The sequence below is a fragment of the Chitinimonas sp. BJB300 genome (assembly GCF_002735695.1).
Lineage (GTDB): Bacteria > Pseudomonadota > Gammaproteobacteria > Burkholderiales > Chitinimonadaceae > Chitinimonas.
This window is the reverse complement of sequence record NZ_PDZH01000106.1, coordinates 1-14,216: the sequence shown is the minus strand read 5'-3', so window position 1 is coordinate 14,216 and position 14,216 is coordinate 1. Positions and strand designations below refer to the sequence as shown.

The window sequence follows — 14,216 nt, the reverse complement described above, 5'->3', positions numbered from 1 at the left end:
ACGTGGAAGTGGTGGTTGCGTTGATTGCACCGATCGCCATGGAGCAGGGTCTGCGTTTTGCTATCCGTGAAGGTGGCCGTACTGTCGGTGCTGGCGTTGTTGCCAAGATCATCGAGTAATTAGTTTGCTTTCGGGCGAATGTAAAGTTTGCCCGTCCCGCTCTTTGTGTATTGGCTGCCCTGCATGGGCTGCTCTGTTCTTTGAAAGATATCATGGCAAATCAAAAGATTCGTATCCGTCTCAAGGCTTATGACTACGCGCTTATCGATCGTTCCGCCCAGGAAATTGTTGATACCGCCAAGCGTACGGGTGCGGTGGTAAAGGGTCCTGTGCCTCTGCCTACCAAGATCGAGCGTTTCGATGTACTTCGTTCCCCGCACGTGAATAAGACTTCTCGCGATCAGCTTGAGATCCGTACTCACCTGCGTTTGATGGACATTGTTGATCCAACAGATAAGACGGTGGATGCGTTGATGAAGTTAGATCTGCCTGCTGGTGTTGATGTGGAAATCAAACTGCAATAATTTCTTGCGTTAAACCAAGAGGTTGCAGTAGTATCGCGGGCTCGCCGTAATATGGCGAGCCCGCGATGTTTTTGTGCTTAGGGAATCAATAAGTACAAAAACTTAACTAAGCGGTTTATCAGGACTGCCAGCCAATCGTAGCTGGCCCTTTGAAAGGAAAGAACGATGAGCTTAGGACTTATCGGGCGCAAGGTCGGTATGACGCGCGTGTTCACTGATGACGGTGCTTCCGTTCCGGTGACCGTGTTGGATCTGTCTGCCAATCGCGTCGCTCAAGTAAAGACGCAGGAAGTCGATGGCTACGCCGCTGTACAAGTAGCATTTGGCCAGCGTCGTGCTAGTCGCGTTAACAAGGCTGAGGCTGGTCACTTTGCGAAAGCAGGTATTGAGGCCGGTCGCGGTTTGCATGAGTTTGCACTGACGGTTGAGCAGTTGGCTCAATATCAGCCGGGCAGTCAAATTACAGTTGAAGTCTTTGCCGTGGGTCAGTTGGTTGATGTGACCGGCACTTCGCAGGGTAAGGGTTTCTCCGGTGCTATCAAGCGCCATAATTTCAGTTCCCAGCGTGCTTCGCATGGTAACTCCGTGTCACACAACGCTCCTGGTTCTATCGGTATGGCGCAGGATCCGGGGCGCGTTTTTCCGGGTAAGCGCATGGCGGGTCAGTACGGTAACGTTAGGCGTACCGTGCAGAATCTGGAAGTGGTGCGTGTTGACGCTGAACGTGGTCTGTTGCTCGTCAAGGGTGCCGTTCCTGGCTCCAAGGGCAATGACGTGGTTGTGCGTCCCAGCGTGAAAGCAGGTGCATGATGGAACTGAAAGTCATTAACGCAAGCGGTCAGTCCGCCGCCAGTGTGACAGCTTCCGACGCTCTGTTCGGTCGCGATTACAACGAAGATCTGGTGCATCAAGTTGTTACTGCTTATCTGGCCAATGCCCGCAGTGGTAATCGTGCTCAGAAGGGTCGTAGCGATATTGCTAAATCGACTCGTAAGCCTTGGCGTCAAAAGGGTACGGGACGAGCTCGTGCAGGTATGGCGTCCAGCCCGTTATGGCGTGGCGGTGGTCGTATTTTCCCGAATAGCCCAGAAGAAAACTTCAGCCAAAAAGTTAACCGTAAGATGTACCGCGCTGGCGTTGCGACTATCCTGTCGCAGTTGGTGCGCGAAGAGCGTCTGGTGGTTGTGGAAGACTTTGTGGCTGAAAGCCCTAAGACCAAGGCATTTGCTGCCAAGCTGTCTGCTATGGGCCTGAATGAGCGTACCTTGATCGTCACTGACAATCTGGATGAGAACCTCTATTTGGCTTCGCGTAACCTGCCTAACGTGCTCGTGCTTGAGCCGTCGCAGGCCGATCCTGTTAGCTTGGTTCGCTTCAAGAAGGTGCTGGTCACTCGCGAGGCCCTCAAGCAAATTGAGGAGATTCTGGCATGATCAAACTGAATGAAGATCGTTTGCTCCAGGTGCTGCTGGCACCGGTGATCTCTGAGAAGAGCACCATGGTGGCTGACAAGAACGAACAAGTCGTGTTCCGGGTTGCGAGCGATGCAACTAAGCCTGAAATCAAGGCTGCGGTTGAGCTGCTGTTCAAGGTGCAGGTCGAGTCCGTTCAGGTTATTAACGTTAAGCCTAAGCAAAAGCGTTTCGGTCGTTCTGTCGGCTACCGCAAAGCTTGGAAGAAGGCTTACGTTGCCCTCAAGCCAGGTCAAGAAATTGATCTGCAAGTAGCAGCCTAAGGAGAACGACGATGCTGGTAAAAGTTAAACCGACTTCCCCTGGACGCCGTTCGGTTGTCAAGGTTGTCAGCCCCGAGCTGCACAAAGGCAAGCCTTACGCGCCGCTGGTTGAGGCTCAAAGCAAGAACGCCGGTCGTAATAATCGTGGTGTGATCACGGTTCGTCATCAAGGTGGTGGTCACAAACAGCATTACCGTTTGGTTGATTTCCGTCGCAATAAAGATGGCATCACTGCAACTGTAGAACGTCTGGAATACGATCCAAATCGTACCGCACACATTGCATTGCTTTGCTACGCTGATGGCGAGCGCCGCTACATCATCGCTCCGCGTGGCCTGAAGGTTGGTGCGCAGGTGGTCAGTGGTCCGGATGCCCCTATCAAAGCGGGGAATACTCTGCCGCTGCGTAATATTCCGGTGGGTAGTACTATTCACTGTATCGAAATGCAGCCAGGCAAGGGTGCGCAAATTGCTCGTTCAGCCGGTGCGTCGGTTCAGCTGTTGGCTCGCGAAGGGGCTTACGCTCAGTTGCGTTTGCGCTCCGGTGAAATCCGTCGCGTACATGTTGACTGCCGAGCCACTATTGGTGAAGTGGGTAACGAAGAGCACAACCTGCGTAAGATCGGTAAGGCTGGCGCAGTGCGTTGGCGCGGTATTCGTCCAACTGTTCGCGGTACTGCGATGAACCCAATCGATCACCCGCATGGTGGTGGTGAGGGTCGTACTGGCGAAGGGCGTGTGCCGGTCAGTCCGTGGGGTACTCCGGCGAAGGGTTACCGTACCCGTAGTAACAAGCGTACTGACAATATGATCGTACGTCGCCGGTATTCGAATAAGGGATAATTAAGACATGTCGCGTTCCGTTAAAAAAGGCCCGTTTGTCGACGCTCATCTGCTGAAGAAAATCGAAGCAGTGCGTGCGACCAACGACAAGCGTCCGGTCAAGACCTGGTCCCGTCGTTCCACCGTGCTGCCCGACTTCGTCGGTCTCACCATTGCGGTGCACAACGGTAAGCAACACGTTCCTATATATATCAACGAGAACATGGTTGGTCATAAGCTGGGCGAGTTTTCGCTGACCCGTACTTTCAAAGGTCACGCTGCTGACAAGAAAGCTAAGAGGTAAGACGTTATGCACACCTCCGCTATTTTGAGTGGCGCTCGCATTTCGGCTCAAAAAGCACGCCTAGTCGCAGACTTGGTGCGTGGTAAGCCGGTTGAGCAGGCGCTGAATATCCTGACTTTTAGCCCGAAGAAGGGCGCAGTCATCATCAAGAAATTGTTGCTGTCGGCAATTGCTAATGCAGAACACAACGATGGCGCTGATATTGACGCGCTCATGGTGAAGACTATTTATGTAGACAAGGGTGCTAGCTTGAAGCGCTTTACTGCTCGTGCCAAAGGCCGCGGTAATCGTATCGAGAAGCAGACTTGCCACATTACTCTGGCCGTGGGCGAGTGAGGACGATATGGGACAGAAAATTCATCCGACGGGTTTCCGTCTTGCCGTCAACAAGAATTGGGCTTCGAAGTGGTATGCGAATAGCAAAAACTTCCCAGCCATGCTTGCTGAGGATATCAAGGTACGCGAGTTCCTGAAGAAAAAGTTGTCGCATGCCTCGGTTGGTCGCATCGTTATCGAGCGTCCCGCCAAGAATGCTCGTATTACCATTCATAGTGCCCGTCCGGGTGTGGTGATTGGCAAGAAGGGTGAAGATATTGAGATCCTGAAGCGTGACTTGGTCAAGCTGATGGGTGTGCCAGTGCATATCAATATCGAAGAAATTCGCAAACCGGAGATCGATTCGCAAGTGATTGCCGATTCGATCGCTGCTCAGCTTGAGAAGCGTGTGATGTTCCGTCGTGCCATGAAGCGCGCTATGCAGAATGCTATGCGTTTGGGTGCTCAGGGTATCAAGATCATGTCATCAGGTCGTTTGAATGGCATTGAAATCGCTCGTACTGAGTGGTACCGCGAGGGTCGAGTGCCTTTGCATACCTTGCGTGCTGATATTGACTATGCAACTTCAGAAGCGAAGACAACCTACGGGATCATCGGCATCAAAGTGTGGGTGTACAAGGGCGAGGTGAAGGCTGGTGAGCAGGTGGCTCCTCAGTTGGAACAAGCCGAACGCAAGCCGAGAAAGGGGTCCCGAAATGCTGCAGCCAACTAGACTCAAGTACCGCAAACAGCAGAAGGGCCGTAATACGGGTGTCGCTACTCGCGGTAACAAAGTCAGCTTCGGTGAGTGGGGACTCAAGGCTATTGGCCGCGGCCGTTTGACCGCGCGTCAGATTGAGGCTGCTCGGCGCGCCATGACTCGTCATATCAAGCGTGGTGGTCGTGTTTGGATCCGCGTATTTCCTGATAAGCCTATTTCTTCCAAGCCTGCTGAAGTTCGGATGGGTAATGGTAAGGGTAGTCCAGAGTACTATGTCGCTGAAATCCAGCCTGGCAAGGTGCTGTATGAGATGGATGGTGTAGACGAGACCCTTGCTCGCGAAGCTTTCCGTCTGGCTGCTGCCAAGTTGCCGATCGCGACGACTTTCGTAACCCGTCATGTGGGGCAGTGAGATGATAACGACTGAATTACGTAACAAGTCGGTCGATGAGCTCAAGGTCGAGCTCACCTCGCTCCTGAAGGCCCAGTTCGGTCTGCGCATGCAGCTGGCTACTCAGCAGCTTGCCAAGACCAGTGAGCTGAAGCGCGTTCGCCGCGATATCGCGCGCGTCCGCACCATTCTGGCTGAAAAGGTGGCGTAAATGACTGAAACTAAACTAAAACGTTCGCTGACCGGACGTGTGGTCAGTAACAAGATGGACAAGACGGTGACGGTGTTGGTAGAGCGCAAGGTTAAACATCCGCTCTATGGCAAGATCATTCGGTTGTCCAAGAAGTATCATGCTCACGACGAAGCTAATGCCTATGGCGAAGGTGATGTTGTGACGATTGAAGAGACGCGTCCATTGTCTAAGACTAAGTCATGGATTGTGACTAGCCTCATTGAAAAGGCTCGCATAGTCTAATACGTATTTGTTTTTCGTATGATGTGCTTGCCAGGGCATTCTGCAGTGCGTAGAATGCCCTTCTTTCATCCCTGGCCCGGACTACCTTTCTGGTTGTTTGAGTTGGGGTGGTGTCTCCCCTTCGGGGTCCAAAACTAGCCGTTGTGCCGTGGCTTGCGTGCGGCACTGCCGGGTACGCTGGCAGTAGTGACGGGTTAAGTTGGAGGTTTGTTTAAATGATTCAAATGCAATCCATGCTGGATGTTGCTGACAACACCGGTGCGCGTTCGGTTATGTGCATCAAGGTGCTGGGTGGCTCCAAGCGTCGTTATGCTTCGGTTGGTGACATTATTAAAGTCACTATCAAAGATGCAGCGCCTCGTGGCCGGGTAAAAAAAGGCGACGTTTATAACGCCGTTGTAGTTCGTACCGCAAAAGGCGTTCGCCGTGCAGATGGTCAGCTCATCAAATTTGACGGAAATGCCGCTGTTCTCCTCAATAATAAGCTTGAGCCGATTGGCACCCGTATCTTCGGGCCAGTAACTCGTGAGCTACGCACTGAGCGTTTCATGAAGATCGTCTCGTTAGCGCCAGAAGTGCTGTAAGGAGCGGGCATGAACAAAATTCGTAAAGGTGACGAAGTCGTCGTCATTACCGGCAAAGACAAAGGCAAGCGCGGTACGGTGCTGAATGTTTTGGTTGGTGACAATGTGGTTGTTGAGGGTGTCAATGTTGTCAAGAAGCACCAGAAGCCGAACCCGGTTCGTGGTGTGGTTGGCGGCATTGTCAATAAAACCATGCCGATTAATGTGTCCAATGTGGCTATCTTCAATCCGGCCACCCAGAAGGCTGATCGCGTTGGCTTCAAGCTTCTCGATGACGGCAAGAAGGTTCGCGTGTTCAAGTCGAACGGCGAAGTGGTCGGAGGCTAAGGGGTAGAACATGGCTCGTTTGCAAGATTTCTACAAAGAGACTGTCATTGCGCAGTTGACTGAAAAATTCGACTATAAGTCGATTATGGAAGTCCCGCGAATTGATAAGATTACTATCAATATGGGCGTCGGCGAAGCGGTGGCTGACAAGAAAGTCATGGAACACGCTGTTGGTGACCTGACTAAGATTGCCGGCCAGAAGCCAGTCGTTACGTTGTCGAAGAAGTCAATTGCTGGCTTTAAGATTCGTGATAACTATCCGGTTGGTTGTAAAGTCACACTGCGTCGTGAACGCATGTATGAATTCCTAGATCGTCTGGTGACCATCGCGCTTCCGCGTGTTCGTGACTTCCGTGGCATTTCCGCTAAGTCCTTTGATGGCCGTGGTAATTACAACATGGGTGTTAAAGAGCAGATTATTTTTCCGGAAATCGAATACGACAAGATCGATGCGCTGCGTGGTATGAACATCACGATTACCACAACTGCGAAGACCGACGAAGAGGCCCGTGCGCTTCTCGCCGCGTTTAAGTTCCCGTTCAAGAACTGAGGTTTGCCATGGCTAAACTCGCTTTGATCAATCGTCAAGAGAAGCGCGCCAAGTTGGTGGAGAAATTCGCCCCTAAGCGCACGAAGCTGCTGGCAATCATCAACGATCAGAACCTGACTGACGAAGAGCGCTTTGAAGCTCGCCTGAAGTTGCAGGCTTTGCCTCGTAACGCCAATCCGACACGTCTGCGTAACCGTTGCTCGATTACGGGCCGCCCACGCGGAGTGTTTCGTAAGTTCGGCCTAGGTCGCAACAAGCTGCGTGAAATCGCGCTGCGTGGCGAGATTCCTGGTGTCGTTAAGGCCAGCTGGTAAGGAGATCACGAATGAGTATGCATGATCCCATCGCCGATATGCTGACCCGTGTCCGTAACGCTCAGCGTGCGGATAAGCCGTCAGTGACCATGCCTTCTTCCAAGCTAAAGGTGGCTATTGCTTCCGTGCTCAAGGATGAGGGTTATATCGAAAACTTCGCCATTACTGGTGAAGAAAAGAAGCCCCAGCTTGATATCGAGTTGAAGTACTACGCCGGCCGTCCGGTTATTGAGCGCATTGAACGCGTTTCTAAACCTGGTCTTCGTATCTACAAGGGCGTGGAAGATATTCCGCAGGTCATGAATGGCCTCGGCATCGCCATTGTCTCCACCTCAAAAGGTGTGATGACTGATCGCAAAGCACGCGCCCAGGGTATCGGTGGCGAGTTGCTGTGCATCGTGGCGTAAGGAGTAGACGATGTCCCGCGTAGCTAAAAACCCAATTGCCTTGCCCGCTGGTGTTGAAGTCAAGCTGGTAGGTGGCGAAATCGTTGTTAAGGGTCCGCTTGGCCAAGCCTCGCGCCCGCTTGATAGTGCCGTTGAGATCAAGGTTGAGAATAATACTTTGACCTTCAAAGCTGTTGATGAAAGTAAACACTCACGTGCCATGTCCGGTACTATGCGTGCCTTGCTTAATAATATGGTAACCGGCGTTTCTAAGGGTTTTGAGCGTAAGTTAAATCTTGTTGGTGTGGGCTATCGTGCCCAAGCTCAAGGTGAAATGCTCAATCTGACTCTAGGTTTCTCTCATCCGGTGGCGCATAAAATGCCGGTTGGTGTGAAGGTCGAGACCCCTACGCAGACTGAAATTCTGCTTAAGGGTGTGGATAAGCAGCAGGTCGGTCAGGTTGCCGCCGAAATTCGCGCTTACCGTGCGCCAGAGCCCTACAAGGGTAAGGGTGTTCGTTATAGCGACGAAGTGGTGGTCCTGAAAGAGACCAAGAAGAAGTAATCGAGGCTGAAGATCATGGACAAGAACGAAATTCGCCTGCGCCGAGCCCGTAAAACTCGGGCTCGCATCGCGGCGCAAAAAGTAGTGCGCTTGGCAGTGCACCGCTCCAACAGTCACATTTACGCTCAGATTATTGATGAGACTGGCAGCAAGGTTTTGGCATTTGCCTCTACATTGGAAGCCGATGTCCGTAAAGATCTGAGTAATGGCGGTAATATCGCTGCGGCCGTATTGATTGGCAAGCGTATTGCTGAAAAGGCTAAGGCTGTGGGCATTACTGCTGTCGCTTTTGACCGCTCTGGCTTCCACTATCATGGTCGCGTCAAGGCACTTGCCGACGCTGCTCGTGAAGCCGGCCTCGAATTCTAAGGAGTCAATTATGGCTAAGTCTGATATCGAAGATCGCGGCGATGGCTTGCGGGAGAAGATGATCAGTGTCAACCGAGTCACGAAAGTGGTTAAGGGTGGCCGGATCATGGGTTTCGCCGCACTTACCGTGGTTGGTGACGGTGATGGCCGCATCGGCATGGGTAAAGGCAAGTCGAAAGAAGTGCCGGTTGCTGTGCAGAAGGCAATGGAAGAAGCCCGTCGTAAGTTGGTGAAAATCAGCTTGAAGAACGGTACAGTGCAGCACGCAGTATTTGGTAAGCACGGTGCCACTACGGTGTTTATGCAGCCTGCGGCAGAAGGTACTGGTATTAAAGCTGGTGGACCAATGCGTGCAGTGTTCGAGGTAATGGGTGTAACTAATATTTCCGCCAAGTGCCATGGTTCGACTAATCCCTACAACATCGTTCGTGCGACGTTGGATGGTTTGGCAAAACTACGTACTCCGGCAGAAGTTGCAGCCAAGCGCGGGAAAGCGGTTGAAGACATCTTGGGGGCCGGGGCAAATGGCTAATTCTAAGATTAAGGTAACACTCATTAAGAGTCTTATCGGTCGTCTCGAGGCACATAAAGCGTGTGCTCGAGGTCTGGGTTTGAAGAAAATCAATCAGACGGTTGAAGTCATCAATACTCCGGAAAACCGCGGCATGATCAATAAGATTAGCTATCTGCTAAAGAGCGAGGGCTAAATGGAACTGAATACGATTAAGCCAGCTGAAGGTGCTAAGCACGCTTCCAAGCGTGTCGGCCGCGGTATCGGTTCTGGTCTGGGTAAAACCTGTGGTCGAGGCCATAAAGGCCAGAAGTCTCGCTCAGGCGGATTCCATAAGGTAGGCTTCGAGGGTGGCCAAATGCCGTTACAACGGCGGTTGCCTAAGCGTGGTTTTAAGTCGCTGACTAAAGTGTCGACGGCAGAGTTGCGTACTGGAGACCTGAGCCATCTTCCTGTTGATGAGGCTGATCTGCTGGTGTTGAAGCAGGCGGGATTGGTGCCTCAAGGTGCCCGTTCGGTCAAGCTGATTCTGGCTGGCAAGGTTGAAAAGGCTGTCAAGCTGCGTGGTGTGTTGGCTACCGCTGGCGCATTGGCTGCACTTGAAGCTGCCGGCGGCAGCATTGCCGAATAAAGCGTAGATAAGGCGATATACGTGGCAAATCCTGCGATGGCCAGCACCGCAAGTAAATTTGCGGATCTGAAGAAACGTATCTGGTTCCTCATCGGTGCTTTGATCGTTTATCGCATTGGTGCGCATATCCCGGTGCCGGGTATTAATCCGGCTGAGCTGGCTTCACTCTTCGATACTTCGAAGAGTGGGGCTGGCCTTTTGAACATGTTTAATATGTTCTCCGGCGGTGCACTTTCGCGATTTACAGTCTTTGCTATTGGCATCATGCCGTACATTTCGGCTTCTATCATTCTTCAGCTGGCCTCCGAGGTTTTGCCTAGCTTAAAGGAGTTGAAGAAAGAAGGTGAAGCTGGGCGCCGTAAGATTACTCAGTACACCCGTTACGCAACGGTCATATTGGCTACCTTCCAGAGTTTTGGTATTGCGGTAATGTTATTTCGCCAGCCTAATTTGGTGATGACTGGGCAGCTTGAGTTTTATTTTACTACCGTGATTACATTAGTTACGGGAACAATGTTCATGATGTGGCTAGGAGAGCAGATTACTGAGCGTGGTCTGGGTAATGGTATTTCTATTTTGATTTTTGGCGGTATCGCTGCAGGCATTCCGGCATCAATTGGCCAGACTCTTACGCTTACTAGTCAGGGTGCGCTGCCAGTTCTTTTGGTTTTGGGGTTGGCTGCCGGTGTTGTATTGTTGACGGCTGGTGTGGTGTTTGTTGAGCGTGGGCAGCGTAAAGTCTTGGTAAACTATGCTAAGCGCCAGGTTGGCAATCGAGTGATGCAGGGTCAAAGCACGCATTTGCCATTGAAGTTAAACATGGCGGGTGTTATCCCACCAATTTTTGCTTCTAGCATTATTCTATTCCCGGCCACAGTCTTGTCTTGGACAGGTAATTCTGAGTCCTTTTCTTGGTTGAAGCGTATTGGTGATGGCTTGCATCCTGGTCAGCCTTTGTATGTGTTGCTGTACGCTGCAGCAATTGTCTTCTTCTGCTATTTTTATACGGCTTTGGTATTTAACCCCAAAGAAACAGCAGATAATTTAAAGAAGAGTGGCGCCTTCATCCCTGGTATTCGTCCCGGTGATCAGACGGCAAAATATATTGAGCGTGTTATTTTGCGCTTGACCTTGATTGGTGCTGTCTATATTGCTGTTGTCTGCTTGATTCCGGAGTTCTTACTGCTGCAGTGGAACTTACCATTCTATTTCGGTGGAACGTCTCTGCTTATTGTAGTGGTTGTGACAATGGATTTTATGGCGCAGGTTCAGTCTTACATGCTTTCTCATCAGTATGAAAGTTTGCTTAAAAAGGCAAATTTTAAGGCTAGCTGATTGCTGTTTGATTCAGCGATAGAGAGATTTAAACGAGTCTGTTGATTGTGGGTGTCAATCAGTTTGTTGTTGTGGTGTATTACCTTAATTAACTGACGCGTTTACTAATGAAAAGGAAAGAGCGATGCGAGTTCAAGCTTCGGTCAAGAAAATTTGTCGTAATTGTAAAGTCATTCGCCGTAATCGTGTTGTGCGTGTAATTTGCACAGATCCGCGGCATAAGCAGCGTCAAGGTTAAGCTATACACTTTCTTGTGTAACGGCTAGCTTAGTGCTAAAATCCGCAACTTTTTAAATTTGGGGTAACGAGAATCATGGCCCGTATTGCTGGGGTAAATATTCCCAATCATCAGCATACCGTCATTGGCTTGCAAGCCATTTACGGAATCGGACAGACTCGCGCAAAGGCTATTTGTGTAACGACCGGTGTTCCTTCTGATCGTAAGATCAAGGACCTGACCGATGCGGAAATGGATAAGTTACGCGAAGAAGTCGGCAAGTTTACGGTTGAGGGTGACCTCCGCCGTGAAATTACTATGAATATTAAGCGTCTGATGGACCTCGGGTGTTACCGTGGTCTACGCCATCGCAAGGGCTTGCCTGCGCGAGGTCAGCGCACTCGGACGAATGCCCGCACCCGCAAAGGTCCGCGTAAAGCAATCGCCGGCAAGAAGTAAGCTAAGCAAGCACTTAAGGAATAGCAATGGCTAAAGCAAACACAGTGCGTGTACGGAAGAAAGTCAAGAAGGTTGTGTCTGAAGGTATTGTGCATGTGCATGCCTCCTTCAATAATACAATCGTGACCATCACTGATCGCCAAGGAAATGCTCTCTCCTGGGCTACCTCGGGAGGTGCTGGTTTTAAAGGCTCTCGGAAAAGTACACCATTCGCTGCTCAGGTGGCAGCGGAGCACGCTGGTAAAGTTGCCCAGGAATATGGTGTAAAAAACCTCGAAGTTCGCATCAAGGGACCCGGCCCAGGCCGCGACTCTGCTGTGCGTGCGTTGAATGCGCTGGGTTTCAAAATCACCAGCATTTCTGACGTTACCCCCGTACCGCACAACGGCTGTCGTCCGCCGAAAAAGCGTCGTATTTAATTCCGGAGACCCGAGATGGCACGTTATATCGGACCGAAATGCAAGCTGTCGCGTCGAGAGGGAACTGATCTGTTCCTGAAGAGCGCACGTCGTGCACTCGATACCAAGTGCAAGTTGGATACAAAACCTGGTCAGCATGGCGCTAAGCAGCCCCGACTGTCTGGTTTTGGTGTTCAGTTGCGCGAAAAGCAAAAGATTCGTCGTATTTATGGCGTTCTAGAACGTCAGTTTCGCCGCTACTTTGAAGAAGCAGCTCGTCGTAAAGGTTCAACAGGTGAAAATCTACTGAAGCTTCTTGAAGCACGCTTGGACAATGTAGTTTACCGTATGGGTTATGGTTCTACACGTTCTGAAGCACGTCAGTTGGTGAGCCACAAGTCCATCACCGTTAACGGCCAGGTTGTTAATATTCCTTCCTACCAAGTGCGGGCGGGGGATACGGTGTCCGTACGCGAGAAGTCAAAGAAGCAGGTCCGCATTCAGGAGGCTCTCGCGCTTGCCGAACAAATCGGTTTTCCGAGTTGGGTTAGTGTCGATGGTAAGAAAATGGAAGGTATATATAAAACCTCTCCAGAGCGCGGCGACCTTTCCAGTGATATCAACGAGCAACTCGTAGTTGAATTCTACTCGAAGTAATCGCCGTACCGTTAATTCGGACTGCAGCTCGTTTCGATAAAGGGATTGATTGTTTATGCAAAGCAACGCGAATGACTTGCTGAAACCGCGCATCATTGATGTGCAGGCGTCGTCGTCTACTCAGGCGCGTGTCGTGATGGAGCCGTTTGAGCGTGGTTACGGCCATACGCTTGGCAATGCATTGCGCCGTATCCTGTTGTCGTCCATGCCAGGTTATGCTCCAACGGAAGTAAAGATTGAAGGCGTGTTGCACGAGTACTCGGCACTCGATGGGGTTCAGGAAGATGTGGTTGATATCCTTCTGAATCTTAAGGGGGTGGTACTCAAGCTTCACGGTCGTGGTGAAGCCTTGCTTACCTTGAAGAAAGATGGCGAGGGCTTAGTCAAGGCTAGTGATATTGATGTCCCACACGATGTTGAAATCGTTAATCCTGGTCATGTCATTGCCAATCTGTCTTCAGGTGGCAAGCTCGCCATGGAGATTAAGGTTGAGAAAGGGCGTGGCTACCAGCCTGCTGTGATACGTGTTGATAAGGAAGAGGGCCGGAATATTGGTTCCATTCTGCTAGACGCGTCATTTAGTCCAATCCGTCGTGTGAGTTACGCGGTTGAAAGTGCACGCGTTGAACAGCGTACTGATCTGGATAAGCTGGTGATTGACATTGAAACAAATGGTGCGATTGATCCAGAAGAAGCGGTCCGCTACGCAGCTCGTGTTTTGGTGGAGCAGCTAGCCGTTTTTGCTGACTTGAAGAGTACGGAAGTCGAGCCTGAAGCACCTCGTGCTCCTCAGGTTGATCCGATTCTATTGCGTCCTGTCGATGATCTGGAGCTGACTGTTCGTTCGGCCAATTGTTTGAAGGCTGAAAATATTTATTACATTGGTGACCTGATTCAGCGCACTGAAACCGAGCTATTGAAAACTCCAAATTTGGGCCGTAAGTCTTTGAATGAAATCAAGGAAGTACTGGCATCTAAGGGGTTGACGCTAGGTATGAAGCTGGAAAATTGGCCGCCGGTCGGTCTGGAAAAGCCGTAACCAGGCTGGAATGACAAAGGATAGAGATTCATGCGTCACCGTCAAAGTAATCGCAAACTAAATCGCACGACGAGTCATCGTCTGGCGATGCTGCGTAACCTGGCTAATGCGCTGCTGAAGCACGAGGTTATCAAGACCACACTGCCGAAGGCAAAAGAATTGCGCCGCGTTGCCGAACCATTGATTACATTGGGTAAGCAAGAGCGCTCAGTAGCAAATCTGCGCTTGGCATTTGATCGTACCCGTGATCGGGAGCTGGTTATCAAGTTGTTTGATGTATTGGGTCCTCGTTACAAAAATCGAAGTGGTGGATATTTGCGTATTTTGAAGTATGGATTCCGCCAAGGTGATAACGCGCCTATGGCATTGGTTGAGTTGCTAGACCGTCCAGAAGATGCGACAGCTGTCGAAGCTACTGAGTAAATTAGTAGACATGAGAAAGCCAACCTTAAAGGTTGGCTTTTTTTTATGTGCGCCCAGCATGGGCGCACTCCTGCGGGTGGAAGTCCCGCCGTAAGTTGATCACAGCGAACGAAGTGAAGCGCAACTGCGTGAGGGCGACCGAGCGTGGGAAGGAAGCGTGGATCG

28 protein-coding genes and 1 pseudogene are annotated in these 14,216 nt (G+C 51.0%); all 29 read left to right on the top strand.

From position 1 onward, the window contains the following. Nucleotides 1-119 (top strand): annotated as a pseudogene (locus tag CSQ89_RS16225) (hypothetical protein); the annotation flags it as partial. A 93-nt stretch (nt 120-212) separates the two neighbouring features. Further along, complete coding sequence (gene rpsJ, locus CSQ89_RS16220) at nt 213-524, top strand: 30S ribosomal protein S10 (RefSeq protein WP_072428332.1); 312 nt, start codon at nt 213-215, stop codon at nt 522-524. Nucleotides 525-689: 165 nt separating this feature from the next. Then, nucleotides 690-1,334, top strand: a complete 645-nt coding sequence (gene rplC / locus CSQ89_RS16215) for a 50S ribosomal protein L3 (protein ID WP_099407156.1) — start codon at nt 690-692, stop codon at nt 1,332-1,334. Then, on the top strand, nt 1,334-1,957 hold the full coding sequence (gene rplD, locus CSQ89_RS16210) for a 50S ribosomal protein L4 (protein WP_099407155.1): 624 nt from the start codon (nt 1,334-1,336) through the stop codon (nt 1,955-1,957). The genes rplC and rplD overlap by 1 nt, the downstream gene beginning before the upstream one ends. Nucleotides 1,958-1,962: 5 nt before the next feature. Continuing rightward, complete coding sequence (gene rplW, locus CSQ89_RS16205; protein ID WP_374701363.1) at nt 1,963-2,259, top strand: 50S ribosomal protein L23; 297 nt, start codon at nt 1,963-1,965, stop codon at nt 2,257-2,259. Nucleotides 2,260-2,270: 11 nt separating this feature from the next. After that, complete coding sequence (gene rplB, locus CSQ89_RS16200) at nt 2,271-3,101, top strand: 50S ribosomal protein L2 (RefSeq protein WP_099407153.1); 831 nt, start codon at nt 2,271-2,273, stop codon at nt 3,099-3,101. Between the two features lie 7 nt (nt 3,102-3,108). Further along, entirely contained in the window at nt 3,109-3,384 is a 276-nt protein-coding gene (rpsS, locus tag CSQ89_RS16195) for a 30S ribosomal protein S19 (protein WP_099407152.1), read from the top strand. Nucleotides 3,385-3,390: 6 nt separating this feature from the next. Beyond that, on the top strand, nt 3,391-3,720 hold the full coding sequence (gene rplV, locus CSQ89_RS16190; protein WP_099407151.1) for a 50S ribosomal protein L22: 330 nt from the start codon (nt 3,391-3,393) through the stop codon (nt 3,718-3,720). Nucleotides 3,721-3,727: 7 nt separating this feature from the next. Next, the gene (gene rpsC, locus CSQ89_RS16185; protein ID WP_099407150.1) at nt 3,728-4,432 is read left to right on the top strand and encodes a 30S ribosomal protein S3; all 705 of its coding nucleotides are present in this window, start codon (nt 3,728-3,730) and stop codon (nt 4,430-4,432) included. Continuing rightward, nucleotides 4,416-4,832, top strand: coding sequence for a 50S ribosomal protein L16 (gene rplP, locus CSQ89_RS16180; RefSeq protein WP_072428324.1), 417 nt, complete (start codon nt 4,416-4,418; stop codon nt 4,830-4,832). The genes rpsC and rplP overlap by 17 nt, the downstream gene beginning before the upstream one ends. Nucleotide 4,833: 1 nt before the next feature. Continuing rightward, nucleotides 4,834-5,022, top strand: a complete 189-nt coding sequence (rpmC, locus tag CSQ89_RS16175; protein WP_099407157.1) for a 50S ribosomal protein L29 — start codon at nt 4,834-4,836, stop codon at nt 5,020-5,022. Next, nucleotides 5,023-5,286: a 30S ribosomal protein S17 gene (gene rpsQ / locus CSQ89_RS16170; protein WP_099407149.1), complete on the top strand. Its 264-nt coding sequence runs from the start codon at nt 5,023-5,025 to the stop codon at nt 5,284-5,286. It abuts the gene before it with no gap. A 215-nt stretch (nt 5,287-5,501) separates the two neighbouring features. Beyond that, complete coding sequence (gene rplN, locus CSQ89_RS16165; RefSeq protein ID WP_099407148.1) at nt 5,502-5,870, top strand: 50S ribosomal protein L14; 369 nt, start codon at nt 5,502-5,504, stop codon at nt 5,868-5,870. Between the two features lie 9 nt (nt 5,871-5,879). After that, nucleotides 5,880-6,197, top strand: coding sequence for a 50S ribosomal protein L24 (rplX, locus tag CSQ89_RS16160; RefSeq protein WP_099407147.1), 318 nt, complete (start codon nt 5,880-5,882; stop codon nt 6,195-6,197). 10 nt (nt 6,198-6,207) lie between these two features. Beyond that, nucleotides 6,208-6,747, top strand: a complete 540-nt coding sequence (rplE, locus tag CSQ89_RS16155) for a 50S ribosomal protein L5 (RefSeq protein WP_099407146.1) — start codon at nt 6,208-6,210, stop codon at nt 6,745-6,747. Nucleotides 6,748-6,755: 8 nt separating this feature from the next. Next, nucleotides 6,756-7,061, top strand: coding sequence for a 30S ribosomal protein S14 (gene rpsN, locus CSQ89_RS16150; protein ID WP_099407145.1), 306 nt, complete (start codon nt 6,756-6,758; stop codon nt 7,059-7,061). 11 nt (nt 7,062-7,072) lie between these two features. Next, nucleotides 7,073-7,468 carry a 30S ribosomal protein S8 gene (rpsH, locus tag CSQ89_RS16145; RefSeq protein WP_099407144.1) on the top strand — a complete coding sequence of 132 codons (396 nt, stop codon included), beginning with the start codon at nt 7,073-7,075 and terminating at the stop codon, nt 7,466-7,468. 10 nt (nt 7,469-7,478) lie between these two features. Next, nucleotides 7,479-8,012 carry a 50S ribosomal protein L6 gene (gene rplF, locus CSQ89_RS16140; protein ID WP_099407143.1) on the top strand — a complete coding sequence of 178 codons (534 nt, stop codon included), beginning with the start codon at nt 7,479-7,481 and terminating at the stop codon, nt 8,010-8,012. 15 nt (nt 8,013-8,027) lie between these two features. Continuing rightward, the gene (rplR, locus tag CSQ89_RS16135) at nt 8,028-8,381 is read left to right on the top strand and encodes a 50S ribosomal protein L18 (RefSeq protein ID WP_099407142.1); all 354 of its coding nucleotides are present in this window, start codon (nt 8,028-8,030) and stop codon (nt 8,379-8,381) included. Between the two features lie 10 nt (nt 8,382-8,391). After that, entirely contained in the window at nt 8,392-8,913 is a 522-nt protein-coding gene (rpsE, locus tag CSQ89_RS16130; RefSeq protein ID WP_099407141.1) for a 30S ribosomal protein S5, read from the top strand. Continuing rightward, on the top strand, nt 8,906-9,088 hold the full coding sequence (gene rpmD, locus CSQ89_RS16125) for a 50S ribosomal protein L30 (protein WP_099407140.1): 183 nt from the start codon (nt 8,906-8,908) through the stop codon (nt 9,086-9,088). The genes rpsE and rpmD overlap by 8 nt, the downstream gene beginning before the upstream one ends. Next, a complete protein-coding gene (gene rplO, locus CSQ89_RS16120; protein ID WP_099407139.1) occupies nt 9,089-9,523 on the top strand; it encodes a 50S ribosomal protein L15 in 435 nt (144 codons plus the stop codon). A gap of 36 nt (nt 9,524-9,559) precedes the next feature. Continuing rightward, entirely contained in the window at nt 9,560-10,858 is a 1,299-nt protein-coding gene (secY, locus tag CSQ89_RS16115) for a preprotein translocase subunit SecY (protein ID WP_199065625.1), read from the top strand. 124 nt (nt 10,859-10,982) lie between these two features. After that, nucleotides 10,983-11,096: a 50S ribosomal protein L36 gene (gene rpmJ / locus CSQ89_RS16110; protein ID WP_072428311.1), complete on the top strand. Its 114-nt coding sequence runs from the start codon at nt 10,983-10,985 to the stop codon at nt 11,094-11,096. 75 nt (nt 11,097-11,171) lie between these two features. Then, nucleotides 11,172-11,534, top strand: a complete 363-nt coding sequence (rpsM, locus tag CSQ89_RS16105; RefSeq protein ID WP_099407137.1) for a 30S ribosomal protein S13 — start codon at nt 11,172-11,174, stop codon at nt 11,532-11,534. A 26-nt stretch (nt 11,535-11,560) separates the two neighbouring features. After that, nucleotides 11,561-11,953: a 30S ribosomal protein S11 gene (gene rpsK, locus CSQ89_RS16100; protein WP_072428309.1), complete on the top strand. Its 393-nt coding sequence runs from the start codon at nt 11,561-11,563 to the stop codon at nt 11,951-11,953. Between the two features lie 15 nt (nt 11,954-11,968). Continuing rightward, a complete protein-coding gene (gene rpsD / locus CSQ89_RS16095; protein WP_099407136.1) occupies nt 11,969-12,589 on the top strand; it encodes a 30S ribosomal protein S4 in 621 nt (206 codons plus the stop codon). A 55-nt stretch (nt 12,590-12,644) separates the two neighbouring features. Beyond that, entirely contained in the window at nt 12,645-13,628 is a 984-nt protein-coding gene (locus CSQ89_RS16090) for a DNA-directed RNA polymerase subunit alpha (RefSeq protein WP_099407135.1), read from the top strand. A 30-nt stretch (nt 13,629-13,658) separates the two neighbouring features. Next, nucleotides 13,659-14,051: a 50S ribosomal protein L17 gene (rplQ, locus tag CSQ89_RS16085; protein WP_099407134.1), complete on the top strand. Its 393-nt coding sequence runs from the start codon at nt 13,659-13,661 to the stop codon at nt 14,049-14,051. Nucleotides 14,052-14,216: the final 165 nt, after the last annotated feature.

What these genes read in the sequence shown, in the direction of transcription:
- rpsC (WP_099407150.1), top strand. Translation starts at nt 3,728, where the DNA reads ATGGGACAGAAAATTCATCCGACGGGTTTCCGTCTTGCCGTCAACAAG.
- rplP (WP_072428324.1), top strand. Translation starts at nt 4,416, where the DNA reads ATGCTGCAGCCAACTAGACTCAAGTACCGCAAACAGCAGAAGGGCCGT.
- rpsQ (WP_099407149.1), top strand. Translation starts at nt 5,023, where the DNA reads ATGACTGAAACTAAACTAAAACGTTCGCTGACCGGACGTGTGGTCAGT.
- secY (WP_199065625.1), top strand. Translation starts at nt 9,560, where the DNA reads ATGGCCAGCACCGCAAGTAAATTTGCGGATCTGAAGAAACGTATCTGG.
- rpsJ (WP_072428332.1), top strand. Translation starts at nt 213, where the DNA reads ATGGCAAATCAAAAGATTCGTATCCGTCTCAAGGCTTATGACTACGCG.
- CSQ89_RS16090 (WP_099407135.1), top strand. Translation starts at nt 12,645, where the DNA reads ATGCAAAGCAACGCGAATGACTTGCTGAAACCGCGCATCATTGATGTG.
- rpsS (WP_099407152.1), top strand. Translation starts at nt 3,109, where the DNA reads ATGTCGCGTTCCGTTAAAAAAGGCCCGTTTGTCGACGCTCATCTGCTG.
- rplB (WP_099407153.1), top strand. Translation starts at nt 2,271, where the DNA reads ATGCTGGTAAAAGTTAAACCGACTTCCCCTGGACGCCGTTCGGTTGTC.
- rplX (WP_099407147.1), top strand. Translation starts at nt 5,880, where the DNA reads ATGAACAAAATTCGTAAAGGTGACGAAGTCGTCGTCATTACCGGCAAA.
- rplF (WP_099407143.1), top strand. Translation starts at nt 7,479, where the DNA reads ATGTCCCGCGTAGCTAAAAACCCAATTGCCTTGCCCGCTGGTGTTGAA.
- rplV (WP_099407151.1), top strand. Translation starts at nt 3,391, where the DNA reads ATGCACACCTCCGCTATTTTGAGTGGCGCTCGCATTTCGGCTCAAAAA.
- rplQ (WP_099407134.1), top strand. Translation starts at nt 13,659, where the DNA reads ATGCGTCACCGTCAAAGTAATCGCAAACTAAATCGCACGACGAGTCAT.
- rpsM (WP_099407137.1), top strand. Translation starts at nt 11,172, where the DNA reads ATGGCCCGTATTGCTGGGGTAAATATTCCCAATCATCAGCATACCGTC.
- rpsH (WP_099407144.1), top strand. Translation starts at nt 7,073, where the DNA reads ATGAGTATGCATGATCCCATCGCCGATATGCTGACCCGTGTCCGTAAC.
- rpsN (WP_099407145.1), top strand. Translation starts at nt 6,756, where the DNA reads ATGGCTAAACTCGCTTTGATCAATCGTCAAGAGAAGCGCGCCAAGTTG.
- rpmJ (WP_072428311.1), top strand. Translation starts at nt 10,983, where the DNA reads ATGCGAGTTCAAGCTTCGGTCAAGAAAATTTGTCGTAATTGTAAAGTC.
- rplE (WP_099407146.1), top strand. Translation starts at nt 6,208, where the DNA reads ATGGCTCGTTTGCAAGATTTCTACAAAGAGACTGTCATTGCGCAGTTG.
- rplO (WP_099407139.1), top strand. Translation starts at nt 9,089, where the DNA reads ATGGAACTGAATACGATTAAGCCAGCTGAAGGTGCTAAGCACGCTTCC.
- rplR (WP_099407142.1), top strand. Translation starts at nt 8,028, where the DNA reads ATGGACAAGAACGAAATTCGCCTGCGCCGAGCCCGTAAAACTCGGGCT.
- rplD (WP_099407155.1), top strand. Translation starts at nt 1,334, where the DNA reads ATGGAACTGAAAGTCATTAACGCAAGCGGTCAGTCCGCCGCCAGTGTG.
- rplC (WP_099407156.1), top strand. Translation starts at nt 690, where the DNA reads ATGAGCTTAGGACTTATCGGGCGCAAGGTCGGTATGACGCGCGTGTTC.
- rpsE (WP_099407141.1), top strand. Translation starts at nt 8,392, where the DNA reads ATGGCTAAGTCTGATATCGAAGATCGCGGCGATGGCTTGCGGGAGAAG.
- rpmC (WP_099407157.1), top strand. Translation starts at nt 4,834, where the DNA reads ATGATAACGACTGAATTACGTAACAAGTCGGTCGATGAGCTCAAGGTC.
- rpmD (WP_099407140.1), top strand. Translation starts at nt 8,906, where the DNA reads ATGGCTAATTCTAAGATTAAGGTAACACTCATTAAGAGTCTTATCGGT.
- rplN (WP_099407148.1), top strand. Translation starts at nt 5,502, where the DNA reads ATGATTCAAATGCAATCCATGCTGGATGTTGCTGACAACACCGGTGCG.
- rpsK (WP_072428309.1), top strand. Translation starts at nt 11,561, where the DNA reads ATGGCTAAAGCAAACACAGTGCGTGTACGGAAGAAAGTCAAGAAGGTT.
- rpsD (WP_099407136.1), top strand. Translation starts at nt 11,969, where the DNA reads ATGGCACGTTATATCGGACCGAAATGCAAGCTGTCGCGTCGAGAGGGA.